Source organism: Streptomyces sp. NPDC057438 (assembly GCF_042802995.1).
Taxonomy (GTDB): domain Bacteria; phylum Actinomycetota; class Actinomycetes; order Streptomycetales; family Streptomycetaceae; genus Streptomyces.
In genome coordinates, this window is sequence record NZ_JBHVDD010000114.1 from 1 (window position 1) to 25681 (window position 25681).

Consider the following 25681-nt stretch of genomic DNA (forward strand, 5'->3'; position numbering starts at 1 on the left):
GTCCCCGACGTGACGTCGGGGACCGGGACACGGCCCTGCGGTCTTTCTGGAAAGGTTCTGTAGGACATGACTATCTGCGGTGCGGGGGTGTGTAGTGAAGACCGTCCGGTCGTGTACCGACCGAGTCTGTGTACGGAACCCTCGCCGACCACAGCAGTGAGGGATCTCCCTTTTCATGATCGGACTCGTCAGCCGCCCGGTGCTCCGGGCGGCGGCGGTCGCGTGCGGATTCGCCGTGACCGCCGCCCTGGCGATGACTGCCGCGACCCACGCCGGACCGGCACCGTCTAGGTGTATTGACCCGCAGCGTTGTTCACACGGCTGTGGGTGGCCGGCCGCCGAGTGCGGTGTGGCAGCGGTGGTGGTTGTAGGTGTGCAGGAAGTCTGCCAGGGCTGCGCTGCGTTCGGTGTTGCTGGTGTAGGGCCGCAGGTAGGCCCACTCGTCGAGCAGGGTGCGGTTGAAGCGTTCGACCTTGCCGTTGGTCTGCGGCCGGTAGGCGCGGGTGAGCTTGCCCGTCGCGCCGAGGGCGGCCAGGGCCTGACGCCAGGCGAGGCTCTTGCGGTAGGACCAGGCGTTGTCGGTCAGGACCCGCTCGGTGCTGTCGATGCCCGAGGCTGCGAAGAAGGCAGCGGGCCGGCGCAGGAAGCCGGCGCAGGTGACGGCCTTCTCGTCCGGGTGGTTCTCGCTGTAGGCCAGGCGGGAGTGGTCGTCGACCGCGGAGTGGACGTAGTCGAAGCCCACGCTGCTGCGGCGGGCCCGGCCGGCCTGGCGGCCCAGCACCTTGTGGCCGCCGCCGTCGGGGATCCGGCCGAGCTTTTTGACGTCCACGTGGACCAGGTCGCCGGGCCGGTCACGCTCGTAGCGGCGGATGACCTGTCCCGTCGGCCGGTCCAGATGAACCGGCCGGTTCAGGCCGTGCCGGGTCAGGATGCGGTGCACAGTGGAGGCAGGAAGACCCAGGACCGGTCCGATACGTGCCGGGCCCAGTTTGCGGTCCTGCCGCAGCCGGCAGGCACACGCCTCGATGGCGGCCGCGGTCCGGTGCGGTGTCCTGCGCGGATGGCTGGGACGGTCGATGAGTCCGCTCTCGCCCTCGGACCGCCAGCGCCGGATCCACTTGTGGGCTGTGGGCCGTGAGATGCCCATCTCGGCCGCGACATGCGCGACAGGACGGCCGGAACGGACACGCTCGACCAGCAGTCGCCTGCCGTGAAGGGTCAGGCGGGCATTACGGTGGGACACGAAGGCCTCCGTGCGGTGAAGATTCGACACCTCCACCACACAAGGGGGCCTTCGCCATGATCAAGCCCGGCCAGCGTTAACAACGCTCGCGATCAATACACAAGGGCTCACTCGGCAAGATCTGGCGCAAGGGCGCCACGACACCCGACAACGTCGGCAGCAAGGTGCTGATCCAGATCAAGGCCGTGCGAGGGGCTTCGCATGCCGGCGATGCCGCCGACGGTGTACCGGACAATTTCGTCGTCTACCTCGCGTACCCGAAGTAGAAGTAGAAGCAGAAGTAGGAGCAGGAGAGCGATCATGGCGCAGCCGTACCGGCAACTCGGGGTCGACATCGGGCTCAGCGGTCTCACCAAGTGGATCCGCTTCCCCCGCGTCGGCAGTGAGGCCGCCGGCCTGGATGTCGTCGCGAGTTGCGTGGACCAGTTCGGCGGTGCGTTCGCGCACCAACTTCTGGAGGACTGCCTCCGGCTGCTGGACTCGTCGCTGTCCAGCCGTACGGTCACGACCCTCTGGCTGGCGGCGACGTTCCGGGACTTCGATCTGGAGAGTCTTGGGATCGACGGCCGGACATGGCTGCGCCGGATCGCCGACATCTGCATCGACCGACTCCGCAGGGATGCCCTTTCCTTCACGCCCACCGCCACCGCACCGACAGCGGGCGGGGAGCTGAAGGAGGCGGTCCTGACCGAGATCCGGTCGATCGCCGTGGCCTTGGAGGAGGCCAGTGCGCAGCACTCCTACAACCCGGTCGCGGATGTTGTTCCGGCGTTGGAGCAGGTGGTCACCCAGGTCGATCCGGATCTTGGGTATCGGCTCCTGCTGCGGGCAGTCAAGGCCTACTTTGTGCCGATCAGCGACGCCCGGTACGAGCGTTATCTGGCGCTCGGGGACGCACTCGGCCTCGGCGAGGACGTCGTCGACGACGGGAACTTCAATATCTGGGACGACTTGGTCGACTGACACCCCGGCCGAACGAACACCCGAGGGCACCCTCTGCCGCAAGGCGGAGGGTGCCCTCGACGTCGTAGGCGCGGGTCCGCGTCAGTCGCGGGCGCCGCCGCCCAGGTGGTGCACCCGGACCATGTTCGTGGTGCCCGGGACACCGGGGGGCGAGCCGGCGGTGATGACCGCGATGTCGCCCTCCTGGAAGCGCTTGAGCTTGACCATCTCGTGGTCCACCAGGTCGACCATCTCGTCGGTGCTGTTCACGAACGGCACGACGTGCGACTCGACACCCCAGCTGAGCGCCAGCTGGTTGCGGGTGGACTCGTCGGTGGTGAACGCGACGATCGGCTGGGAGGCGCGGTAGCGCGACAGCCGGCGGGCGGTGTCACCGGACTGCGTGAAGGCCACCAGGGCCCGGCCGCCGAGGAAGTCGGCGATCTCGCAGGCGGCACGGGCGATCGAACCACCCTGCGTACGCGGCTTCTTGCCCGGCACCAGCGGCTGCAGGCCCTTGGAGAGCAGCTCCTGCTCGGCGGCCGTCACGATCTTCGACATCGTGCGGACCGTCTCCAGCGGATACGCGCCCACGCTGGACTCCGCCGACAGCATGACCGCGTCCGCGCCGTCCAGGATCGCGTTGGCGACATCGGACGCCTCGGCGCGCGTGGGGCGCGAGTTGGTGATCATCGACTCCATCATCTGGGTCGCCACGATCACCGGCTTGGCGTTGCGGCGGCACAGCTCGATGAGCCGCTTCTGCACCATGGGGACCTTTTCGAGCGGGTATTCGACGGCCAGGTCGCCACGGGCGACCATCACACCGTCGAACGCCATCACGACGTCCTCCATGTTCTCGACGGCCTGCGGCTTCTCCACCTTGGCGATGACGGGGACCCGGCGGCCCACCTCGTCCATCACCTTGTGGACGTCCCGCACGTCCTCGGCGTCGCGCACGAAGGACAGCGCCACCAGGTCGCAGCCCATCCGCAGCGCGAACCGCAGGTCCTCGACGTCCTTCTCGGACAGCGCGGGCACGTTGACGGCCGCGCCGGGCAGGTTGATGCCCTTGTGGTCGGAGATGACACCGCCCTCGATGACCTCGGTCCGCACCCGCGGGCCGTCGACCTCGATGACCTTCAGCTCGACGTTGCCGTCGTTGATGAGGATCTGGTCACCGGGGGAGACGTCACCGGGCAGGCCCTTGTACGTCGTACCGCAGATCTGCTTGTCGCCCGGCACGTCCTCGGCGGTGATGGTGAACGCGTCACCGCGCACCAGCTCCACCGGGCCCTCGGCGAAGGTCTCCAGGCGGATCTTGGGGCCCTGGAGGTCGGCGAGGACACCGATGGCCACACCGGTCTCGGCGGCGGCGGCCCGGACCCGGTCGTAGCGGCCCTGGTGCTCGGCGTGACTGCCGTGGCTGAAATTGAAACGGGCCACGTTCATGCCGGCCTCGATGAGGGCGACCAGTTGCTCGTGGGAGTCGACCGCGGGGCCGAGAGTACAGACGATTTTCGAACGGCGCATGGGACGATCCTATCGGTTTGTTTCGCTGCGGAATATTCCGTCTGATGGAATAGCAAATGTGCGGCTATGCGCTCAGGCGTGTTACCGGTGTGTATTACTCGGCTGTTCTCCGCTCACCACGTCCTCTTCGCTCATTTGGCGACCAGGGCATACGTTTGTGTGGCGATCTCCAGTTCCTCGTCCGTCGGCACCACCGCGACCGCGACCCGGGCACCGGCCGGCGAGATCAGCCGGGGCTCACGGCTGCGTACGGCGTTCAGCTCGCCGTCGACCGCGAGGCCCAGTCCCTCCAGGCCCGCCACGGCGGCCTCCCGCACGGGCGCCGCGTTCTCGCCGACACCGGCGGTGAACGCGACCGCGTCCACCCGGCCGAGCACCGCGCAGTAGGCGCCGATGTACTTCTTCAGCCGGTGAATGTAGATGTCGAAGGCCAGCTTCGCCCGCTCGTCGCCCTCGTCGACGCGACGGCGGATTTCCCGCATGTCGTTGTCGCCGCACAGTCCGATCAGACCGCTCTTCTTGTTGAGGAGAGTGTCGATCTCGTCCGTGGACATTTCGCCAACGCGCATCAAATGAAAGATGACGGCCGGGTCCAGGTCTCCGGACCGGGTACCCATCACGAGTCCCTCCAAGGGCGTGAGCCCCATGGAGGTGTCCACGCACCGCCCGCCCTCGACCGCCGAGGCGGACGCCCCGTTGCCGAGGTGCAGCACGATCACGTTCACGTCCTCGGGCGCCCTGCCCAGCAGTTCGGCCGTCGCCCGGGAGACGTACGCGTGCGAGGTGCCGTGGAAGCCGTAGCGCCGGATGCGGTAGGCGTCGGCGGTCTCCACGTCGATCGCGTAACGGGCCGCGGACTCCGGCATCGTCGTGTGGAACGCGGTGTCGAAGACGGCGACCTGGGGGAGGTCGGGCCGCAGGGCCCGGGCGGTGCGGATACCGGTGAGGTTGGCCGGGTTGTGCAGCGGCGCCACCGGGATCAGGCGCTCGATCTCGGCGAGGACGGTGTCGTCGACGACCGTCGGCTGCGTGAAGCTCTGCCCGCCGTGCACGACACGGTGCCCGATGGCGGCCAGCTCGGGGGAGTCCAGGCCGAGCCCGTCCGCCGCCAGCTCCTCGGCGACGGCCTTCAGAGCGGCCTCGTGGTCGGCGATCGGGCCGGTGCGCTCGCGGGCGGCGCCGCCGTCGGTGAGCGGGGTGTGCTTGAGCCGGGAGTTCGCCTCGCCGATCCGCTCGACCAGCCCCACGGCCAGCCGGCCGCTGTCGCGCATGTCGAGCAGCTGGTACTTCACCGAGGAGGAACCGGAGTTGAGGACGAGTACACGGGTGGCGGTCACGGTCTGCTTCCTGACGGGGTTCACTTGCCGGGGGTGCCGGGGGTGCCGGGGGTGCCGAGGGCGGCGGTGGTCTGCGCCTGGATCGCCGTGATGGCGACCGTGGTGACGATGTCCTGGACGAGCGCGCCCCGGGACAGGTCGTTGACCGGCTTGCGCAGCCCCTGCAGCACCGGCCCCACCGCGAGCGCGCCCGCCGACCGCTGCACGGCCTTGTAGGTGTTGTTGCCGGTGTTGAGGTCGGGGAAGACCAACACCGTCGCCTGGCCCGCCACTTCGGAGTCCGGCAGCTTCGTCGCCGCGACACTCGGCTCGACGGCGGCGTCGTACTGGATCGGTCCCTCGATCAGCAGATCGGGCCGGCGTGCGCGCACCAGCTCGGTGGCCTGGCGCACCTTGTCGACGTCGGCGCCCGAGCCGGAGGTCCCCGTGGAGTACGACAGCATCGCGATCCGCGGTTCGACCCCGAACTGCCGTGCGGTGGCGGCCGACTGGACGGCGATGTCGGCGAGCTGCTCGGCGTTCGGGTCCGGGTTGACCGCGCAGTCCCCGTACACCAGCACCTTGTCGGCGAGGCACATGAAGAACACGGACGAGACGATGTCCGCGTCCGGCCGGGTCTTGATGATCTCGAAGGCGGGCCGGATGGTGGCGGCGGTGGAGTGCACCGACCCCGACACCATCCCGTCGGCGAGTCCCTCCTGGACCATGAGCGTGCCGAAGTAGTTCACATCGGACACCACGTCGTACGCCAGCTCGATGCTGATGTTCTTGTGGGCGCGGAACTGGGCGTACTTCTCGGCGAACATGTCCCGCCACGTGGAGGTCGCCGGGTCCACCAGCTGGCTGTCGCCCAGGTCGATGCCCAGGTCGGCGGCCTTCTTGCGGATCTGTTCGACGGGGCCCAGCAGGGTGAGGTCGCAGACCCCGCGCCGCAGCAGCACCTCGGCGGCGTGCAGCACGCGCTCCTCGGTGCCCTCGGGCAGCACGACACGGCGCTTGTCGGAGCGGGCCTGTTCGAGGAGGGTGTGCTCGAACATCATCGGCGTGACACGGTCGCTGCTCGGCGCGGAGACCCTGCCCCGCAGCTCGGCGGTGTCGACGTACCGCTCGAACAGGCCGAGCGCGGTCTCCGCCTTGCGCGGGGTCACCGCGCTCAGCTTGCCCTCCATGGAGAAGAGTTCGGAGGCGGTGAGGAAGGAGCCCGTCTCGACGGCGACCACGGGGGTGCCGGGCGCGAGACGCGCGGCGAGGGTCAGGACCTCTTCGCTGGGCCGCTCGTTCAGGGTGAGCAGCACACCGGCGATCGGCGGGGTGCCGGCGCTGTGGGCGGCGAGGGCGCCGACGACGAGGTCCGCGCGGTCGCCGGGGGTCACGACCATGCAGCCCGGGGTCAGGGCGTTGAGGAAGTTGGGCAGCATGGCCCCGCCGAAGACGAAGTTCAGCGCGTCACGGGCGAGGCCCGCGTCGTCGCCGAGGAGCACCGTGCCGCCGAGGGCGTGGGTGATCTGGGCGACGGTGGGCGCGGAGAGCGCCGGCTCGTCGGGCAGGACGTAACAGGGCACCGGGAGCGGCAGCCGGGAGTCCCCGAGCCGCTCGGCTATGTCGTCGCGGTCGGCGGGAGCGACCCGGTTGACGACCATGGCGAGCACGTCACAGCCGAGGCCGTCGTACGCGCGGAACGCGTTGTGGGTCTCGGCGGCCACGGACTCGGCGGTCTGCTTGCGGCCGCCGACGACGGGGATGACGGAGGCGCCGAACTCGTTGGCGAGCCGGGCGTTGAGGGAGAGCTCGTCCGGGAACTGGGTGTCGGCGAAGTCGGTCCCGAGGACGAGGACGACGTCGAACTCGCGGGCGACGGCGTGGAACCGGTCGACGAGCGCCGACACCAGCTCGTCCGTGCCGTGCTGGGCCTGGAGCGTGGACGCCTCGTAGTAGTCCATGCCGTACACGGTCGCCGGGTCCTGGGTGAGCCGGTACCGTGCGCGCAGCAGATCGAAGAGGCGGTCCGGTCCGTGGTGCAGCAGCGGCCGGAACACCCCCACCCGGTCGACCTGGCGGGTCAGGAGCTCCATCACCCCCAGCTCGACGACCTGGCGGCCGTCGCCGCGGTCGATCCCGGTCACGTACACGCTGCGCGTCACGTGTGCTCTCCGTTTCTCGTGGGACGTGTAGGACGTCTGGTGCGTTTGGCGGGTTCGGTCAGCGGGGGACGCAGCTGACGCAGGGGACAGCAGGGGCGGCAGGGGTGAAAATCACCGCCGTGGCGGACAGAAACCCTCTTGACAATACCCTTGACCATGGATAAGGCGCCCATCAGCCTGGAGTGCTGCCCGCGGGGGCACCGGGCGGGGGCGGACGGGCGCGGCGACCCCCTGGGAGCCGTGAAACAATCGGACTGGCTCATCAGTACCAGGACCGAGCAGGACGATCAGGACGATCAGGAGACCCAGCACGATGCGTATCGGAGTTCTCACCGCAGGCGGCGACTGTCCGGGCCTGAACGCAGTGATCCGGTCGGTCGTGCACCGAGCGGTCGCCCAGTACGGCGACGAGGTCATCGGCTTCGAGGACGGCTACGCCGGCTTGCTCGACGGCCGCTACCGCACTCTCGACCTGGAGTCCGTCAGCGGCATCCTCGCCCGCGGCGGCACCATGCTCGGCTCCTCCCGCCTCCAGCGTGACCGCCTCCGCGAGGCCTGCGAGAACGCGCAGGACATGGCGCACCGGTTCGGAATCGACGTACTGATCCCGATCGGCGGCGAGGGCACGCTGACGGCGGCGCGGATGCTGTCGGACGCGGGCCTGCCGGTGGTCGGCGTCCCGAAGACCATCGACAACGACATCTCCTCCACGGACCGCACCTTCGGCTTCGACACGGCGGTCGGGGTCGCCACGGAGGCGATGGACCGCCTCAAGACCACCGCCGAGTCGCACCAACGCGTGATGGTGGTCGAGGTCATGGGCCGGCACGCGGGCTGGATCGCGCTGGAGTCCGGGATGGCGGCGGGTGCGCACGGCATCTGCCTGCCCGAGCGCGCGTTCGACCCGGCCGACCTGGTGAAGATGGTCGAGGAGCGCTTCGCGCGCGGCAAGAAGTTCGCGGTCATCTGTGTCGCGGAGGGCGCCCACCCCGCCGAGGGCTCGATGGACTACGGCCACGGCGAGATCGACCAGTTCGGCCACGAGCGCTTCCAGGGCATCGGTACCGCATTGGCGTACGAGCTGGAGCGGCGCCTCGGCAAGGAGGCCAAGCCCGTCATCCTCGGTCACATCCAGCGCGGCGGCACCCCGACCGCGTACGACAGGGTGCTCGCCACGCGCTTCGGCTGGCACGCGGTCGAGGCCGCGCACCGGGGCGACTACGGCCGGATGACCGCGCTGCGCGGCACCCACGTGGTGATGGTGCCGCTGGCGGAGGCCGTCACCGAGCTGAAGACGGTGCCGAAGGACCGGATGGACGAGGCGGAGTCGGTGTTCTAGACCGGTTGCCGGTGAGGGGCACGTCCGGCCCCTTCAGCGGGCCGCCGTTCTCCGGACCAGTGACCAGAAGTGGCCGACGATCCGGTCCAGGTAGTCGCGGCCCGTGTCACCCGAGTCGGTGGCGGCGGTGCCGTTGGCCCAGGTGAGGGTGGCGGTCATCAGGTTCTGGTAGTCGGTGTGCATCTCCCGCAGGACGTCCTCCAGGAGATGCCGGTCGAGCTGTCTGTCGAGGGACAGGAGCTTGACGGCCGGCCGCACGTGTGCCTGCCAGCGGGTGGTCACCGCGTCCTGGAGGAGTTCCCTGAGCCGTTCCTCGCGCCCCATGGCGACGACGAGTTCGGGCACGGTGAGGTCGAGCGCGACCCCGAGGGCGGCGGCCTGGCGGTCCGTGCCGTGCCACTCCTCGCTCTCCTCCAACCGCAGATACGCGGGAAGTTCGAGCCCGGCCGCGCGGGCCACGTCCTCGGCGGCGAGCCCCCGGGCCGTCCGGTGCTCGCGCAGGGTACGGGGCGTGCCGATGAGTTCGGCCGGCGAGCACCACAACACACCGGCGAGCGCGGCGAGTTCGGGTCTGGTGGGCGCAACGCCGCCGCGCTCCCAGGCGGCGACCAGGTCGGGGGTGACATGCGGCAGCCCGTACGAGGAGCGCATGCCGTACGCGACGTGCTCGGGCCCCATGCCGAGGGCGATACGCAGGCTCCGGGCGGCCGCGGCGTCGAAGGGCGGTGTGGGCGCGTCGATGGCCCGGGAGTCCGGGTACGGCTGCGGGAGTCGCTGTTCGGGTTCGGGTTCGTGTTCATCGGCTGAGCGTCGGTGCACGCGCACACCGTAGGGCCGCGGGACGGTGCTGACTACGGGCTGTTCGGCCACACTCACGGATGGTGGGAACCTGCGGCGGGTGCGGGTGGCGTGGGTAGGGATGCCCGCATGACACCGCTGGACGGACACATACGCGAGCGCCTACTGGCGCCGAATTTCTGGCACTTGGCGACGGTCGGGCCGGACGGGGCGCCTCAGGTATCACCCATGTGGGTGGACATCGAGGTCGTCGGAGACGCCGAGTACGTCATGGTCAACACCTCCGTGGGGCGGGTGAAGGAGGAGAACCTGCGCCGCAACCCGCAGGTGTCCCTGTCCCATCACGACACCGGGAACCCCTATGACCGGGCCGAGATCCGGGGGCGGGTGGCGCGGTTCGTCGAGGGGGACGACGCCTCGCGCGCCATGGACCGGCTCACCCGGAAGTACATCGGGGAGGAGCGCTATCCGTGGCTGTTGCCGGGGGAGCGGCGGCTGATGATCCTGATCGAGCCGGTGCGGGTGCGGCGCGTGGTGGGAGTGGAGCCGTTCCGTGCGGGGGTGCTGCCGCAGGGGTGAGACGCCCCGCAGCGGCTCGGGCCGGCGGCGGAGGATCGCCGGCCTCACCCCTTGACCGCCCCGCCCGGCGCGAACCCGCCGTGCGGCCGCTACCCCTTCACCCACCGATACTGCAGCTCAGGCCGCCCCACCTGCCCGTACTGCGGGCTGCGCGCCGCCCGCCCGGCGTCCACCAGGTGCTCCAGATACCGCCGGGCCGTGATCCGGGAGATGCCCACCGCCTCCGCGACGCCGGCCGCCGTCAGGCCCTCGCCCGCGTCGCGCAGGGCCACCGTCACCCGCTCCAGGGTCGGCGCGCTCAGCCCCTTGGGCAGGGCCGCCGGGCCGGGGGCCCGCAGGGTCGCCAGAGCACGGTCCACCTCGTCCTGGCCGCTCGCCTCGCCGGCCGCCGCGTGGAACTCGGCGTAGCGCACGAGACGGTCGCGGAGCGTTGCGAAGGTGAACGGTTTCAGGACGTACTGGACCACGCCCAGCGACACCCCTTCCCGTACCACCGTCAGGTCCCGGGCCGACGTCACCGCTATCACGTCCGCGTGATGGCCCGCCGCGCGCAGGGAGCGGGCCAGCTGCAGACCGTGCACGTCCGGCAGATGGAGGTCCAGCAGCAGCAGGTCCACCGGCATGCGCTCCAGCGCGCGCCGCGCCTCCGCGCCCGTGTGGGCCTTGCCGACCGCCGCGAAACCGGGGACCCGGCCGACGTACATCATGTGCGCGTCGGCGGCCACGGGGTCGTCCTCGACGACCAGGACTCTGATGGGATCGGCACCGGTCATACGTCGTCGCCTCCAGCCACTGTGGCCCGAGGGGCCTGGACACCCTTGTCCCGCACGGCCGGGACCGGCCGCTCACCACTGCCCGTGCCCAGCGGCAGCCGCACCTCGAACTGGGCCCCGCCCCCGGCCGCCTCCGCCACGGTCAGCGTTCCGCCGTGGCGGCGCGCGGTCTGCCGTACGAGGGCCAGACCCAGCCCCCGGCCACCGGGGCCCGCCGGCTTGGTCGAGAAGCCGCGCTCGAACACGGCCTCCGCGTGGGCCGGGTTTATGCCGCTGCCCGTGTCCGAGACCCGCAGCACCAGCACCGGGTCCTCCGCGGGCCCGTCCGCGCCGTCCGTCCGGTCCGCCTCGTCCGTGCCGGCCGTGTAGGCCGTCACCGTCACCCTCGCCCCCACCGAACCCTGCGCCGCGTCCACGGCGTTGTCGATCAGATTGCCCAGGACCGTCACCAGGTCACGGGCGGGCAGCGGCTGAGGGAGCAGCCCGTCGTCGATGCGGCTGTCCTCGGACACCACCAGCTCGACGCCCCGCTCGTTCGCCTGTGCCGCCTTGCCCAGCAGCAGGGCGGCGAGGACCGGTTCGCTCACCGCCGCGACGACCTGGTCCGTGAGGGCCTGCGCCAGCTCCAGTTCCGCCGTCGCGAAGTCGATCGCCTCGTCCGAGCGGCCCAGCTCGATGAGCGAGACGACCGTGTGCAGCCGGTTCGCGGCCTCGTGCGCCTGGGAGCGCAGCGCCTGTGTGAAGCCGCGCTCGGAGTTCAACTCGCCCGTGAGGGACTGGAGTTCGGTCACGTCCCGCAGCGTGACCACCGTGCCCCGGCGCTGGCCGCCCGACACCGGGGAGGTGTTCACCACCAGCACCCGATCGGCGGTGAGGAGCACCTCGTCCACCCGCGGCTCGGAGGAGAGCAGGGCGCCCGTCAGCGGGGCCGGCAGGCCCAGTTCCGCCACCGAGCGGCCGACCGCGTCGTCCGTGAGCCCCAGCAGCTCCCGGGCGCCGTCGTTGATGAGCGCCACCCGGTACTGCCCGTCGAGCATCAGCAGCCCCTCGCGCACGGCGTGCAGGGCGGCCTGGTGGTAGTCGTGCATGTTGCTCAGCTCGGCGGCGTTCATGTTGTGCGTGTGCCGACGCAGGCGGGCGTTGACGACATAGGTGCCCATGCCGCCGAGGGCCAGGGCGCCGGAGGCGACGCCGACGAGAGCCGTGAGCTGCTCCTGGACCCGGTCGCTGATCGCCTGGACCCGGATACCTGCGCTGACCAGGCCGATGACCTCGCCGTTCTCCATGATCGGGGTGACCGCGCGGACCGACGGGCCGAGGGTGCCCGTGTAGGTCTCGGTGATCGAACCGCCCTGCCGCGCCTTCTCGATGTGGCCGAGGAAGTGCTCACCGATCCGGTCGGGGTCCGGGTGCGTCCAGCGGATGCCGTCGGGGGTCATGATCGTCACGAAGTCGACGCCGGCGTGCCGCTGCACCTCGGTGGCGTACGGCTGGAGCCGCTCGGTGGGATCGGACGTGTGGATCGCCGCGCGGACCGACGGGGCGTCCGCGACGGTGGCGGCCACGGCCAGGGCCTGACGGGTCCCCGCCTCCTCCGCCTGCGAGCGGTCGCTGACGTAGGTGAACAGCGCGTATCCGGCCAGGAGGGCGGCGATGAGCACCGCCTGCACGGCGAAGAGCTGGCCGGCCAGGCTGCGGGGGCGGAGGCGGTGCGGGACGCGCATGGCAACAGTCTGCACGCACGGGTTGGCGTGAACTAAATGAACGGAAGGGTGACCGCCCTCACAGGGCGGGGGATAGTCAGCGCATCGACTCGTCCAGCACATGGACGCCGACAGGGAGTACGACTCCCGCACCGGGACCCCCAACCCCGAGCCGCCGGGAGCCCGTCTCCCACCCCCGGGAGACATCTCTCCCACCCCCGGGAGCGCCCAGCTCCCACCGCCGGAAGCCGCCCCGGTTTCCGGTCCGGAAGCCCGCCGGCTTCCACCGCCGGGAGCCCCGGCTCCCCCACCCCGGGAGCCCCGCTCCCACCGCCGCCGGAAGTCCCCCAGCTGCCGGCTCCGGGAGCCTGTCGGCTCCCGACCCGGGAGCCGGTCTCCCACCCGGGAACCCGCCGGTTCCCACCCTGGGAGACCGTCTCCCGAATTCCCCCGGTCGTGAGCCGCACGCCGGAACAGCGAGCCGACGACGTCGTCGACGAGGAGGGCAGCCGTGGCCAGCAGCACCCATACGGCACCTACCGCTCCCGCCAAGCGGGACCGCACCCACTACCTGTACATCGCCGTGATCGTGGCCGTGGCCCTAGGCATCGCCGTGGGGCTCATCGCCCCCGACTTCGCCGTCGAGCTGAAGCCCATCGGCACCGGCTTCGTGAACCTGATCAAGATGATGATCTCGCCGATCATCTTCTGCACGATCGTGCTGGGCATCGGATCCGTACGGAAGGCCGCGAAGGTCGGCGCCGTCGGCGGTATCGCCCTCGCCTACTTCACGGTGATGTCGCTGGTCGCCCTCGGCATCGGCCTGGTCGTCGGCAACATCGTCGAGCCGGGCACCGGTCTCGCGGTCACCGACGCGATCAAGGAGACCGGTCAGGCGCAGGTGTCGGCGGAGGCCAAGGACACCACCGAGTTCCTGCTGGGCATCATCCCGACGACCATCGTCTCCGCCTTCACCGGCGGCGAGGTCCTCCAGACGCTGCTCGTCGCCCTGTTCGCCGGCTTCGCGCTCCAGGCCATGGGCGACTCCGGTCAGCCGATCCTGCGCGGTGTCGAGCACATCCAGCGCCTCGTCTTCCGCATCCTCGCGATGGTGATGTGGGCCGCCCCGATCGGTGCCTTCGGCGCCATCGCCGCCGTGACCGGTTCCGCGGGCCTCGACGCCCTCAAGAGCCTCGCCGTGCTGATGCTCGGCTTCTACGTCACCTGCTTCCTCTTCGTCTTCATCGTGCTCGGCGTGCTGCTGAAGGCCGTCGCCGGCATGAACATCCTCACGCTCTTCAAGTACCTGGGCCGTGAGTTCCTGCTGATCCTGTCCACCTCCTCCTCCGAGTCGGCGCTGCCGCGCCTCATCGCGAAGATGGAGCACCTGGGTGTCAGCAAGCCCGTCGTCGGCATCACCGTCCCGACCGGCTACTCCTTCAACCTCGACGGCACCATGATCTACATGACCATGGCGTCCCTGTTCATCGCCGACGCCATGGGTACGCCGATGTCGGTCGGGGAGCAGATCCCGCTGCTGCTCTTCCTGCTGGTGGCCTCCAAGGGCGCGGCCGGTGTCACCGGTGCGGGTCTGGCGACCCTCGCGGGCGGCCTCCAGTCCCACAAGCCGGCCCTGGTGGACGGTATCGGCCTCATCGTCGGCATCGACCGCTTCATGAGCGAGGCCCGCGCCCTCACCAACTTCGCGGGCAACGCGGTCGCCACGGTCCTCATCGGCACCTGGACCAAGGAGATCGACAAGGAGCGCGTGGGCGAGGTGCTGGCCGGCCGGCTGCCCTTCGACGAGAAGACGCTGCTGGACGACGGGCACGGCTCCGCCCCGGCGCCTGCGGCCGAGCCCGACGGCGAGAAGGAACTCGCCAAGGCGTGAGGCTCCGCCCCGGACAGGGCCGAAGCCCTGTCCGGCAAGGCCCCCGCGAACCCCGTACGGCCGGGTCCTCCCCCCGTAGACCCGGCCGTACGGTTCCAGCAAGGACAACTGAACAAGCACCCCCGGAACACCGAGCGGCCAGGTCCTCCCCCTATAGACCTGGCCGCTCGGCCTTTGCCGTCTCCTGCTCATCCGTCCGCCCCGGCCTTTCCTTGACGCCGGGGTCAAGGAATACGGTCCTCGTATGCGCATCGGGGAGCTGGCGGAACGGGCCGGGACGACGACACGGGCGTTGCGGTACTACGAGGCGCGGGGGCTGTTGCCCGCGCGACGGACCGGCAACGGGTACCGCACGTACGACGAGGACGACCTGAAGCTGCTGCGGCAGATCCGCACCTTGCAGGACTTCGGGTTCGACCTGGAGGAGACGCGGCCGTTCGTGGAGTGTCTGCGGGCGGGGCATCCGGAGGGCGACTCGTGCCCGGCGTCGCTGGCGGTGTACCGGCGGAAGCTGGACGAACTCGACGCGCTGATCGGTGAGCTGGCGGCCGTGCGGGTGTCGGTCGGCGAGCAGCTGGCGCGGGCCGAGCGGGCGCGGGAGCGGCTGGCGGCCGAGGCGGCGGTTCCGGGGGGCCCGGAGCCGGAGTGTGAACTGGGAGGCGGACAGCGGTGATCAGGGCGGCCGGTGTGGCAGAGGTGACGGACGCGGACTTCGCGGCGGAGGTGATCGGGGCGGAGCTGCCGGTGCTGGTGGAGTTCACGGCCGACTGGTGTCCGCCCTGCCGGCAGATGGGACCGGTGCTCAGCGCCCTCGCCGCCGAGGAGGGCCGGCGGTTGAAGGTGGTGCAGCTGGACGTGGACACCAGTCCGGAGACCACCCATGCGTACCGGGTGCTGTCGATGCCCACGTTCATGGTGTTCAAGGGGGGTGAGCCGTTGAAGTCGATGGTCGGCGCGCGGCCGAAGCGGCGGCTGCTGGAGGAACTCGCCGACGTGCTCTGAAGCCCCGACATATACAGGAAATCCCCCGAGCAATTGCGCTCGGGGGATTTCCTTGCGTATATTTGATGGTTCGCGACTTCAATCTGATTGAGTCGCAAAGAAGTTCAGTGAGCACAGTATATCCGGGCGGGAGTGGAATTGTCAAACACCGGCTTTTCGCACGATGAATTGCGGCGCGAGCAGGAATTCATCGACGGGGTGTACGCCCGGGTGGACGCCCTGCGCGGTGAGACCGAGGGCTCGGTCACGCACGCGCTCGCCCAGGGCAGCACGCCCATGCAGGCCCGCCTGGAGCGGGACATCCTCGTCGCCGAACGCTCGGGGCTGCTGGCCGCACTGAACGCCGTCGACGGTTCCCTCTGCTTCGGCCGGCTCGACCTCGCCGACGGGGACGTCCACCACATCGGCCGTATCGGGCTGCGGGAGGACGACACCGAGCGCACCCCGATCCTCATCGACTGGCGCGCCGACGTCGCCCGCCCCTTCTACCTCGCCACCGGTCACACCCCGATGGGCCTGCGCCGCCGCCGGCACCTCACCACCGAGGGCCGCCGGGTCACCGCCCTGCACGACGAGATCCTCGACCTCGGCGACGCCACCCGCACCGGCTACGAGGACCCCACCGGCGACGCCGTCCTGCTCGCCGCCCTCGACTCCGCCCGCACCGGCCGCATGGGCGACATCGTGCAGACCATCCAGGCCGAGCAGGACCGCGTCATCCGCGCCCCGCACCAGGGCGTGATGGTCGTGGAGGGCGGCCCCGGCACGGGCAAGACCGCCGTCGCCCTGCACCGGGCCGCCTTCCTCCTCTACGAGCAGCGCGAACTCCTCGCCAAGCGTGCCGTCCTCGTCGTCGGCCCCAACCCCGCCTTCCTCGGCTACATCGGCGAGGTGCTCCCCTCGCTGGGCGAGACGGGCGTCCTGCTGTCCACCGTCGGCGAGTTGTTCCCCGGCGTACGGGCGACCGCGGCCGACACCGCGCAGGCGGCCCGGGTGAAGGGGAGCGCCGCCATGGCCGACGTGCTCGCGGCCGTCGTACGGGACCGGCAGACCCTGCCCGACCCGGTGATCGCCATCGAGCACGACCGGGAGATCCTCATGCTCGACGACGACCTCGTACGGGTCGCCCGCGAGCGCACCCGCGAGGCGAAACTCCCGCACAACGCGGCCCGCGAGCACTTCGAGGGGCACATCCTCAACACCCTCACGGACATGGTCGCCGAACGCATCGGCACCGACCCGTACGACGGCACCAACCTCCTCGACGCGAGCGACATCACCCAGATCCGCGACGAACTCGCCGAGAACCCCGAGGTCTGGGCCGCCATCGGCCGGCTGTGGCCCCGGATCACCCCGCGCCGCCTGATCGCCGACTTCCTCGCCGAGCCGGACGCGTACCTCTCCCCGCAGGACGCCGACGCCGTACGCCGTCCGGTCACCCGGGGCTGGACCGTCGCCGACGTCCCCCTCCTCGACGAAGCCGCCGAACTGCTCGGCGAGGACGACCGGGTGGCGCGGGCGCGGGCCGAGCGCGAGCGGGAGACCCAGATCGCGTACGCGCAGGGCGTGCTGGAGGTGTCGTACGCCTCCCGGACGTACGAGTTCGAGGACAAGGAGGACAGCGACCCCGACAGCTCCGAGGTGCTGTCCGCGCACGACATCATCGATGCCGAGCGCTTCGCGGAGCGGCACGAGGAGGACGACCACCGCAGCGCCGCCGAGCGGGCGGCGGCCGACCGCACCTGGGCGTTCGGGCACATCATCGTCGACGAGGCACAGGAGCTGTCGCCGATGGCCTGGCGGCTGCTGATGCGGCGCTCCCCGACCCGCTCGATGACCCTCGTCGGCGACCCGGCCCAGACCGCGGAGGCCGCGGGCGTCGGCTCCTGGGCCGACATCCTCGCCCCGTACGTCCAGGACCGCTGGGAGCACACCCGGCTCGGCGTCAACTACCGCACCCCTGCCGAGATCATGGCCGTCGCGGCCGCGGTCGTCCGCGCCGAGCGGCCGGACTTCGAGCCGCCCAGCTCCGTCCGGTCCACCGGCGTACGCCCCTGGGCGCGGCGCGCGGCAGCTGAGGAGCTGCCCGCCGAGGTCGCCAAGGCGGCGGCCGAACTGACCCCGGCCGAGGGGCGGCTCGCCGTCATCGCGCCGCGCGAACTGCACCGGGCGCTCGCCGCCCGTCTCGACGGGGTGACGGCGGGCGCGGAACCCGACCTGACCCGGACCGTCGTCCTCCTCGACCCCCGGCAGGCCAAGGGCCTGGAGTTCGACTCCGTCCTCGTCGTCGAGCCGGGGCGCCTCGGCACGAGCGACCTGTACGTCGCGCTGACCCGGGCGACCCAGGCGCTCGGTGTCGTCCACGTGGATGACCTGCCCGGAGCGCTCGGGGAGGAACTGACGGTGGCGTGAAGCCGACGGGCGAGGGGGCTCTCTGCCAGCTACCGGGCAGAGGGTGTTCCCGTCACCGTCACCACAGGTGCATCGGGGATCACCAACCCGTAACAGTTCCGGTCATCGTCACTGCTCGTGCACGGTTCATGCGGTATGCGTGTCGGTCATGGAAACACATCCGTTCGCGGCCGCTCCCGCCGGTGGCCCCGGCCTGGAATCGCTGCGCGTGGAGCCGTTGCTGACCTCGGAGTTCGACGTGGACCCGGGCAGCGTCTACGAGCGACTGCGGAGCACGTACGGTCCCGTGGCACCGGTGGGGCTGATGGGGGTCCCGGCGTGGCTGGTTCTCGACTACCGCGAGGTGCTGGAGGTCCTGCGCAACGACACCGTCTGGAGACGCGACGTCCGGCACTGGAGGGCGCGGGCGGAGGGGCGGCTGCCGAAGGACTGGCCGCTCCTCGCCGGGTACGAGGTCCGGCAGACCATGTTCTTCGACGACGAGGAACACCGGCACGCCCGGCTGAGCCACCACTCGGCGCTGCGGCCCTTCCAGGACGGTCACTCGCCCGAGGGCTGGGAGCTGCGGGCGGCTGTCGCCCGGTACGCCGACGAGCTGATCGCCGTGCTCGCGGCCGAGTCCGGGACCACCGGGTTCGCCGATCTCGCGGCCCAGTACACCCGGCCGCTGCTCCTCATGGCGACGACCAAGCTGTTCGGGTGCCCCGTCGAACTCGGCGACGAGATGGTCATGGACCTGTGGCGGATGCTGGACGGCGGGCCGGACGCGGGGCCGGCCACCGAACGGGCGCTGGGCGCGATGATCCGGCTGGCGGCTCATCGGCGCTCGCGTCCCGGGGAGGACCTGACCTCCTACATGCTGCTCTCCGACCCCTCGCTGAGCGACGAACAGCTGGGCCGGGAGCTGTTCATGAACGCGGTCTACCTGAACGACATCACCGGGAACATGGTCTGCAACACGTTGCTGGAGGTGCTGCGGGGCAACGCCACGGTCCGCCGCAGCCTGTCCGACGGGCAGCTGGGGGAGACCGTGAACCGGGCGGCGCTGGCGAATCCGCCGACGGCCAACCTCTGCTTCCGGTTCGCGGCGCGTGATGTGCGGCTGGGGAACTACGTGATCCGGGCCGGTGACATCGTGTCGCCGTCGGTGGCGGCCGCGCACCGGGATCTGCTCGCGATCGGGTCCTCCCACATCGTCGACTCCGCGGTCAGTACGCGGGCGCATCTGGCATGGGGGGCCGGGCCGCATCAATGTCCCAGCGCAGCACGGGAGTTGGCCGGGACGATCGTGACGACCGCGGTCGGACGGATCTTCGATCACTTCGCGCGGGCGGAGTTGACCCTGCCGCCGGATCAGCTGCCGTGGCGGTCGGGGCCGGTGGTGCGGGGGTTGAGGTTGTTGCCGGTGCGCTACGAGTTGGCCGGGCACAGTGCGGCTCGGGGGGGCGGTGGGGCGGCGGGCGCCGGACGGGGGCGGGGATGTGCCGTCCGTGGTTCCGCCGGTGGAGCCGGTGACTCCGTCGGTGGAGCCGGTGGGGGAGCGAGGCGGGAGTGGGCTGCTGGGGGCGTTGCGGCGGATGATGTTCGGGGGGCGGAGGGGTGGCTGACCGTCGCCCTGGGGGTGCTTTCGTCTGCCGCTTCGGTGGCGCCTGGTCGCGCCGCTCCCCGCGCCCCTGAGAAGCAGAGGGCTGCGCCCCACTGCTTCTCAGGGGCGCAGCCCTCCACCGGGCCTGCGGCGGGGCTCAGGCCGGGCGGAGCCACACCGTGGAGAGGGGCGGCAGGGTGATGCGGATGCTGGCCGGGCGGGCGTGCCAGGGCTGGGGGTCGGGTTTCACGGGGGCGGAGGCCGTGGCGTCGGTCCCGCCGTAGGCCGCCGCGTCCGTGTTGAGGATCTCGCGCCAGGCCGGCACGTCCTCGGGGACACCGAGCCGGTACTCCTCCCGGACGACGGGGCTGAAGTTGGAGACCGCCAGCAGGGGCGTACCGTCCTCGGCGAACCGCAGGAACGCCAGGACGTTGTCGTCCGCGGAGTCACCCGTGATCCAGGAGAACCCGGCGGGCCGGGTGTCCTGCTGCCAGAGCGCCGGGGTGTCGCGGTAGGCGGTGTTGAGGTCACGGACCAGGTCACGCACCCCCCGGTGGTCGGCCTCGGCGCCGTACGCGGGATCGAGCAGCCACCAGTCGGGGCCGTGCGCCTCCGACCATTCCGCACCCTGCGCGAACTCCTGTCCCATGAAGAGGAGTTGCTTGCCGGGGTGAGCCCACATGAAGCCCAGGTACGCCCGGTGGTTCGCCCGCTGCTGCCACCAGTCGCCCGGCATCTTCGACACCAGGGAGCCCTTGCCGTGCACGACCTCGTCGTGGGAGATCGGCAGGACGTAGTTCTCGCTGTACGCGTACACCATCGAGAAGGTCATCTCGTGGTGGTGGTGCTTGCGGTGGACGGGGTCCTTGGCCATGTAGTCCAGCGAGTCGTGCATCCAGCCCATGTTCCACTTCAGGCCGAAACCGAGACCGCCGAATCCGCCGGGGCCGGTGTGGTGGGTGGCGCGGGTGACGCCGTCCCAGGCCGTGGACTCCTCCGCGACGGTCACGACACCCGGCACCCGCCGGTACACCGTCGCGTTCATCTCCTGGAGAAAGGCGACCGCGTCCAGGTTCTCCCGGCCGCCGTGCTCGTTCGGCGTCCACTGGCCCGGCTCGCGCGAGTAGTCGAGGTACAGCATCGACGCGACGGCATCCACCCGCAGCCCGTCGATGTGGTACTCCTCGCACCAGTACACCGCGTTCGCCACCAGGAAGTTGCGCACCTCGTGGCGGCCGTAGTCGAACTCCAGCGTCCCCCAGTCGGGGTGCGCCGCCCGCTGCGGGTCCGCGTGCTCGTACAGCGGACGCCCGTCGAACTCGGCCAACGCCCAGTCGTCCCGCGGGAAGTGGGCCGGCACCCAGTCCATCAGCACCCCGATCCCGGCCCGGTGCAGGGCGTCGACCAGGTACTTGAAGTCGTCGGGGGTGCCGAGCCGCGCGGTCGGGGCGTAGAAGCCGGTGACCTGGTAGCCCCAGGAGCCGCCGAAGGGGTGCTCGGCGATCGGCAGCAGTTCGACATGGGTGAAGCCGAGGTCGGAGACGTACGCCGGAAGCTGTTCCGCCAGCTGCCGGTACGTCAGCCCCGGGCGCCAGGACGGCAGATGGACCTCGTAGACCGAGAACGGGGCCTCGTGCGCCGGGGTCTGTGTCCGCCGGGCGAGCCACTCCTCGTCGGTCCACTCGTACCGTGAGGCGTGGATGACGGACGAGGTGTTCGGCGGGACCTCCGTGCGACGGGCCATCGGGTCGGCCCGGAGCGTCTTCGAGCCGTCCGGACGGGTGATCTCGAACTTGTACAGCTCGCCCTCGCCGATCCCCGGCACGAACAGTTCCCACACACCCGAGGAGCCCAGCGAACGCATGGGGTACCCCGTGGCGTCCCAGAAGTTGAAGGTCCCGGCCAGGCGCACGCCGCGCGCGTTCGGGGCCCACACGGTGAACCGGGTGCCGGTCACGCCCTGGTGCGTCATCGGCTCGGCGCCGAGCGCCCGCCACAGTTCCTCGTGGCGCCCCTCGCCGATCAGGTGCAGGTCCAGCTCACCGATCGCGGGCAGGAAGCGGTACGCGTCCTCCGTCTCCTGTACGGCGCCCTCGTACGACACCAGCAGCCGGTAGCCCGCCGGTACCTCCCGCAGCGGCAGCAGCGCCGAGTAGAACCCGCCTCCGTCGTCGTGCAGTTCCGCCCGCAGCGAGTCCACCACCACGCTCACGCCCAGCGCGTACGGCCTGAAGACCCGGAACACCACACCGCCGGGCACGGGGTGGGCGCCCAGCACGGAGTGCGGCGCGTGATGGGTCCCGGCCAGCAGCCGTTCACGATCGGCACCGTCCATCGCCGGGGAGAAGACGGGGTGGGCGAGGGCGGTGTCGTCGTGCGGGACGCCGACCGGCTCCGGGGTCTCCTGCCGGGGGACCGACGGCTGCGGCAGCACCGGCTCGGCGGCGGCCTGCTTCGGCAGCACGGGTTCCGGGGCCGGTGATCCTGTCGGTGCCGGCGTGGGGGGAGGCGTCCCACCACCCGGTGGGACGGCCGGGACCAGCACCGCGCTCTCCGCCTGGCGCGGTGACTTCACGGCCGCCCTCTTCGCGACGGCGCGCCGTGCGGCGGCCTCGGTCGTGACGACGTCCTCGGGAGCGGCTTTCTTGGCCGCCTGCTTCCTGACCCCTGCTTTCTTGGCGGCGGCCTTCTCCACGGCAGCGGTCTTCTTCACCGCCGAGGTCTTGGCGACGGCCGCCTTGGCGACCGGCTTCTTGGCGGCGGCCTTCTTCGCGGCGGTTCTCTTCGCAAGGGGCTTCTCGGCGGCAGCCTTCTTCGAGCCGGTGGTCTTCGCGACCGCCTTCGTGGACGCGGCGGAGTCCGCCGGTCCGGCGTTCGCCACGAGGGTCTTCGCGTCAGCGGCTTCGGCGCCAGCCGTCTGAGCGGCGGTGGTGACGCCGTCAGCGGTCCGAGCGGCTGCGGCCTCGGCGGTGACAGCCTTCTTGGCTTCGGCCGTCCTGCCCACGGCCTTCTTCGCCAGGGCCTTCTTCGAGGCCGCCGACTTCGCGCCGGCCTTCGTCGACGCGGCGGGTTTCGCCACAGGGGTCTTCGATGCGGCGGCGGCTTCCGTGTCGGTGGCCTGAGCGGTTGCGGCCTTCTTCGCCACCGCCTTCTTTGCCACTGCCTTCTTCGCCGCGGCTTTCGTCGCCGGGGTCTTCTTCGCCGCCGCCTTCTTCGTCACGGCTTTCGTCGCTGTCGCCTTCGTGGCCGGGGCCTTCTCGGTCGCGCCTCCGGGCTCGGCGGCACTCCTCGATGCGGGCTTCCCGGTGGCCGCCTCGACCTCGGTCGACTGCTTCGCCGCCGGTGTCCCCCCACCCGCCTTCTCGGCCGCGGCGGTCGGCGTGGTGCCGGCCGGCGCGGTCGTCGCTCGCTTCGTCGCCGCCTTCTTCGTCGCCGTCTTCTTCGCGGTCGCCTTCTTGGCCACGGTCTTCTTCGCCACGGCCTTCTTCGTGGCCGTGTTCTTCGCGGCCGTCCTCTTCACCGGGGCGGACCCCTCGGTGGTGGGACCGGCCGGCTGGGTGCTGTCGTCGGACGGCGGGCGGGGTGTCACAGGTACTGCCTCCTCGGCAGGGGCGGGGCTGGGGCGGTGTCAGGGGGTGTCGGCATTGGGGTCCGTGGCCAGCCGGTGCACGGCGGCCAGCGGCACCGGCAGCCAGTCGGGGCGGTGGCGGGCCTCGTAGAGGACCTCGTACACGGCCTTGTCGGTCTCGTACGCGCGCAGCAGCACGGGATCGGTACGCGGGTCGGCCCCGGCGACGTCCGCGTAGCCGGAGCAGTACGCGGCCCGGCAGACGGTCGCCCAGTCCGCGGCCGGGGGCCGGAGGGAATGCGCGGCGTAGTCGAAGGAGCGGAGCATGCCGGCGACGTCACGGGCGACGGGCTGCGGCAACCGCCGCTCGGCCAGCGGCTTCGACGGCTCGCCCTCGAAATCTATGAGCGACCACTCCCCGGAGGGTGCACGGAGGCACTGCCCGAGGTGGAGGTCGCCGTGTATGCGCTGGGCGGTCCAGGTGCGCCCCTCGGCGGCCAGGTCGGCGAGCGCCTCGAAGGCCGTGCGCAGTCCGGGGGCGTACGGCCGCAGCGCGGGGACGGCCTGCGCGGCGGCCTCCAGGCGCCCGGTCATCCCGTCGACGAGCGACTCCAGCTGCGGCCGCCCGAGAGTGACCGTGGGCAGGGCCCGCGCCAGCGCCCCGTGCACCTCGGCGGTCGCCCGGCCCAGCGCCCGCGCCTCGGCGGTGAAGTCCTCGCCCTTGGCCAGCAGGCTCAGCGCCAGCTCCCAGCCGTCCGCCGCGCCGTGCAGGAACGGCTGGAGGACGCCCAGGACGTGGTGGCCGTCGGCGCCGGCGGTCCGGTCCAGCTCCGCCACCATCCAGGCCACCGGCGGGGGCACCCGGGGGCAGCCCTCGCGGGACAGCTCCCTCGGCAGTTCGAGATCGGGGTTGTCGCCGGGCACGATCCGGCGGAACAGCTTCAGGATGAACGTATCGCCGTAGACGAGCGAGGAGTTGGACTGCTCCGAGGTGATCAGGCGGGGCACCAGGCCCTCGGGGATGTCGTGCCGGGTGTCCCGGCCGCAGCGCAGCTCGCCGACGTGGGCCTCGGTCCGCATCGCCTCCAGGAGGACCTCGGCGAGCCGCGGGTCGTGCAGCGCCTCGTAGACCGTGCGTCCGGCCAGTGGCCCCTCGGCCACGTGCCCGATCAGCGCGGGCGCCAGTCGTGGCGGCAGCGTCTCGCGTACGCCGAGCAGCAGCTGGTAGCAGTCGCCGGGGTGGGCCGGGGCCCCCTGGGACGGCACCAGCGGCTGGTGGGCGCGGACGAGGAGGTGGAGCAGCCCGGCCTTGGCGGTGCCCGTGGGCAGCAGCTCGGTGGCCGCCACCAGACTGAACCCGGCGACCGGCCGGCCCTTCCCCGCGAACCAGCGCTGCCGGGGCAGCCACTCCCGCAGCAGCGGCTCCAGGGAGAGGAGCAGCCCGGGGGACGGCTCCGCGGCGGGCGGTGGAGCGGGACTTGGCGCGGTGGGGTGCGTGGCGGCTTCCGACATGGCCTCGCGTCCTTTCCCCGGGGGCGGGGTGTTCCTGTCTGCGTGCCCCGGGCGGGCCGGGAGAAACCGGCCCGCCCGGGGTTCGGGCCGGGCTTACACGGTGTCCTTCCGCAGGCGGAACCAGTAGAAGCCGTGGCCCGCGAGGGTGAGGAGATAGGGCAGTTCCCCGATCGCCGGGAAACGCACTCCGCCGATGAGTTCGACGGGGTGACGTCCCTCGTAGGCGCGCAGATCGAGTTCGGTGGGCTGCGCGAAACGGGAGAAGTTGTTCACGCACAGCACCAGGTCGTCCCCGTCCCCCTCGATGGAGGGCGCCTCGCGGAGATACGCCAGCACGGCCGGGTTCGACGACGGCAGCTCGGTGTAGGTACCCAGGCCGAACGCCGGGTTCTGCTTGCGGATCTCGATCATCCGGCGGGTCCAGTGCAGCAGCGACGACGGCGACGACATCGACGCCTCGACGTTGGTGACCTGGTAGCCGTAGACCGGATCCATGATCGTCGGCAGGGACAGCCGTCCCGGATCGCAGGAGGAGAACCCGGCGTTGCGGTCGGGGGTCCACTGCATGGGGGTGCGGACGGCGTCGCGGTCGCCGAGCCAGATGTTGTCGCCCATCCCGATCTCGTCGCCGTAGTAGAGGATCGGCGAGCCGGGCAGGGAGAGCAGCAGCGCGGTGAAGAGTTCGATCTGGTTGCGGTCGTTGTCCAGGAGGGGCGCGAGGCGGCGCCGGATGCCGATGTTGGCGCGCATCCGCGGGTCCTTGGCGTACTCCGCGTACATGTAGTCGCGCTCTTCGTCGGTGACCATTTCGAGGGTGAGCTCGTCGTGGTTGCGCAGGAAGATGCCCCACTGGCAGCTGGAAGGAATCGCCGGGGTCTTGGCCAGGATTTCCGAGACCGGGTAACGCGACTCCCTGCGTACCGCCATGAAGATCCTCGGCATGACCGGGAAATGGAACGCCATGTGGCATTCGTCGCCGCCGCTCGGGAAATCACCGAAGTAGTCGACGACGTCCTCCGGCCACTGGTTCGCCTCGGCCAGCAGCACGGTGTCCGGGTAGTGCGCGTCGATCTCCTTCCGCACCCTTTTGAGGAAGTGGTGCGTGGCGGGAAGGTTCTCGCAGTTGGTGCCTTCCTGCTGGTACAGGTAGGGCACGGCGTCCAGGCGGAAGCCGTCGATGCCCAGGTCCAGCCAGAACCGCAGCGCCGAGATGATCTCCTCCTGCACCGCCGGGTTCTCGTAGTTGAGGTCCGGTTGGTGGGAGAAGAAGCGGTGCCAGAAATACTGTTTGCGGACGGGGTCGAAGGTCCAGTTGGAGGCTTC

General features: G+C 71.0%; 17 protein-coding genes and 1 pseudogene. 8 read left to right on the forward strand and 10 right to left on the reverse strand.

What is annotated here, in order from left to right; genetic code table 11:
• Positions 1 to 287: 287 nt before the first annotated feature.
• Positions 288 to 1243, reverse strand: a pseudogene (locus ACFU5F_RS37995) (IS481 family transposase).
• Positions 1244 to 1543: 300 nt separating this feature from the next.
• On the opposite strand from ACFU5F_RS37995, the gene ACFU5F_RS38000 reads away from it, so the two are divergent.
• Entirely contained in the window at positions 1544 to 2206 is a 663-nt protein-coding gene (locus ACFU5F_RS38000; RefSeq protein WP_383897666.1) for a hypothetical protein, read from the forward strand.
• 81 nt (positions 2207 to 2287) lie between these two features.
• On the opposite strand, the gene pyk is transcribed toward ACFU5F_RS38000, so the two are convergent.
• From pyk to pta, 3 genes are all read right to left on the reverse strand, one after another.
• On the reverse strand, positions 2288 to 3718 hold the full coding sequence (pyk, locus tag ACFU5F_RS38005; protein WP_383897668.1) for a pyruvate kinase: 1431 nt from the start codon (positions 3716 to 3718) through the stop codon (positions 2288 to 2290).
• A 131-nt stretch (positions 3719 to 3849) separates the two neighbouring features.
• Entirely contained in the window at positions 3850 to 5055 is a 1206-nt protein-coding gene (locus ACFU5F_RS38010) for an acetate kinase (protein WP_383897670.1), read from the reverse strand.
• Positions 5056 to 5075: 20 nt separating this feature from the next.
• The gene (pta, locus tag ACFU5F_RS38015) at positions 5076 to 7196 is read right to left on the reverse strand and encodes a phosphate acetyltransferase (protein ID WP_383897671.1); all 2121 of its coding nucleotides are present in this window, start codon (positions 7194 to 7196) and stop codon (positions 5076 to 5078) included.
• A 313-nt stretch (positions 7197 to 7509) separates the two neighbouring features.
• Here pta and ACFU5F_RS38020 point away from each other — a divergent pair, with 313 nt between their 5' ends.
• Complete coding sequence (locus ACFU5F_RS38020) at positions 7510 to 8535, forward strand: ATP-dependent 6-phosphofructokinase (protein ID WP_383897673.1); 1026 nt, start codon at positions 7510 to 7512, stop codon at positions 8533 to 8535.
• A gap of 33 nt (positions 8536 to 8568) precedes the next feature.
• Here the strand turns inward: ACFU5F_RS38020 and ACFU5F_RS38025 are convergent, their stop codons facing one another.
• Complete coding sequence (locus ACFU5F_RS38025) at positions 8569 to 9354, reverse strand: helix-turn-helix domain-containing protein (protein WP_383897674.1); 786 nt, start codon at positions 9352 to 9354, stop codon at positions 8569 to 8571.
• A 108-nt stretch (positions 9355 to 9462) separates the two neighbouring features.
• Here ACFU5F_RS38025 and ACFU5F_RS38030 point away from each other — a divergent pair, with 108 nt between their 5' ends.
• Entirely contained in the window at positions 9463 to 9912 is a 450-nt protein-coding gene (locus ACFU5F_RS38030) for a PPOX class F420-dependent oxidoreductase (RefSeq protein ID WP_383897676.1), read from the forward strand.
• A gap of 89 nt (positions 9913 to 10001) precedes the next feature.
• Here ACFU5F_RS38030 and ACFU5F_RS38035 read toward each other — a convergent pair whose 3' ends face one another.
• Both ACFU5F_RS38035 and ACFU5F_RS38040 read right to left on the reverse strand, forming a co-directional pair.
• Positions 10002 to 10685 carry a response regulator gene (locus ACFU5F_RS38035; protein ID WP_383897678.1) on the reverse strand — a complete coding sequence of 228 codons (684 nt, stop codon included), beginning with the start codon at positions 10683 to 10685 and terminating at the stop codon, positions 10002 to 10004.
• Entirely contained in the window at positions 10682 to 12409 is a 1728-nt protein-coding gene (locus tag ACFU5F_RS38040; protein ID WP_383897679.1) for an ATP-binding protein, read from the reverse strand. The genes ACFU5F_RS38035 and ACFU5F_RS38040 overlap by 4 nt, the downstream gene beginning before the upstream one ends.
• A 490-nt stretch (positions 12410 to 12899) precedes the next feature.
• Between ACFU5F_RS38040 and ACFU5F_RS38045 the strand changes: the two genes are divergently transcribed.
• The 5 genes from ACFU5F_RS38045 (at position 12900) to ACFU5F_RS38065 (ending at position 19479) form a co-directional block, all read left to right on the forward strand.
• Complete coding sequence (locus tag ACFU5F_RS38045) at positions 12900 to 14279, forward strand: cation:dicarboxylate symporter family transporter (RefSeq protein ID WP_383897681.1); 1380 nt, start codon at positions 12900 to 12902, stop codon at positions 14277 to 14279.
• 244 nt (positions 14280 to 14523) lie between these two features.
• Entirely contained in the window at positions 14524 to 14952 is a 429-nt protein-coding gene (locus ACFU5F_RS38050) for a MerR family transcriptional regulator (protein WP_383897683.1), read from the forward strand.
• A 14-nt stretch (positions 14953 to 14966) separates the two neighbouring features.
• On the forward strand, positions 14967 to 15281 hold the full coding sequence (locus ACFU5F_RS38055; RefSeq protein ID WP_383897685.1) for a thioredoxin family protein: 315 nt from the start codon (positions 14967 to 14969) through the stop codon (positions 15279 to 15281).
• A 168-nt stretch (positions 15282 to 15449) separates the two neighbouring features.
• Positions 15450 to 17693 carry a HelD family protein gene (locus ACFU5F_RS38060; protein ID WP_383897686.1) on the forward strand — a complete coding sequence of 748 codons (2244 nt, stop codon included), beginning with the start codon at positions 15450 to 15452 and terminating at the stop codon, positions 17691 to 17693.
• A gap of 148 nt (positions 17694 to 17841) precedes the next feature.
• On the forward strand, positions 17842 to 19479 hold the full coding sequence (locus ACFU5F_RS38065; protein WP_383897687.1) for a cytochrome: 1638 nt from the start codon (positions 17842 to 17844) through the stop codon (positions 19477 to 19479).
• Here ACFU5F_RS38065 and glgB read toward each other — a convergent pair.
• The 3 genes from glgB to treS all read right to left on the reverse strand — a co-directional run.
• Positions 19436 to 22159, reverse strand: coding sequence for a 1,4-alpha-glucan branching enzyme (gene glgB / locus ACFU5F_RS38070; protein ID WP_383897691.1), 2724 nt, complete (start codon positions 22157 to 22159; stop codon positions 19436 to 19438). The genes ACFU5F_RS38065 and glgB overlap by 44 nt on opposite strands.
• 747 nt (positions 22160 to 22906) lie before the next feature.
• Positions 22907 to 24358, reverse strand: a complete 1452-nt coding sequence (locus ACFU5F_RS38075) for a maltokinase (protein WP_383897689.1) — start codon at positions 24356 to 24358, stop codon at positions 22907 to 22909.
• Between the two features lie 93 nt (positions 24359 to 24451).
• On the reverse strand, positions 24452 to 25681 hold a 1230-nt coding region (gene treS / locus ACFU5F_RS38080), incomplete at its 5' end, for a maltose alpha-D-glucosyltransferase (RefSeq protein WP_383897690.1).

Excerpts from the sequence above, each read along its gene's own strand:
- ACFU5F_RS38050 (WP_383897683.1), top strand. The coding sequence starts at position 14,524 with ATGCGCATCGGGGAGCTGGCGGAACGGGCCGGGACGACGACACGGGCG.
- ACFU5F_RS38000 (WP_383897666.1), top strand. The coding sequence starts at position 1,544 with ATGGCGCAGCCGTACCGGCAACTCGGGGTCGACATCGGGCTCAGCGGT.
- ACFU5F_RS38065 (WP_383897687.1), top strand. The coding sequence starts at position 17,842 with ATGGAAACACATCCGTTCGCGGCCGCTCCCGCCGGTGGCCCCGGCCTG.
- ACFU5F_RS38030 (WP_383897676.1), top strand. The coding sequence starts at position 9,463 with ATGACACCGCTGGACGGACACATACGCGAGCGCCTACTGGCGCCGAAT.
- ACFU5F_RS38035 (WP_383897678.1), bottom strand. The coding sequence starts at position 10,685 with ATGACCGGTGCCGATCCCATCAGAGTCCTGGTCGTCGAGGACGACCCC.
- ACFU5F_RS38040 (WP_383897679.1), bottom strand. The coding sequence starts at position 12,409 with ATGCGCGTCCCGCACCGCCTCCGCCCCCGCAGCCTGGCCGGCCAGCTC.
- ACFU5F_RS38075 (WP_383897689.1), bottom strand. The coding sequence starts at position 24,358 with ATGTCGGAAGCCGCCACGCACCCCACCGCGCCAAGTCCCGCTCCACCG.
- pyk (WP_383897668.1), bottom strand. The coding sequence starts at position 3,718 with ATGCGCCGTTCGAAAATCGTCTGTACTCTCGGCCCCGCGGTCGACTCC.
- ACFU5F_RS38020 (WP_383897673.1), top strand. The coding sequence starts at position 7,510 with ATGCGTATCGGAGTTCTCACCGCAGGCGGCGACTGTCCGGGCCTGAAC.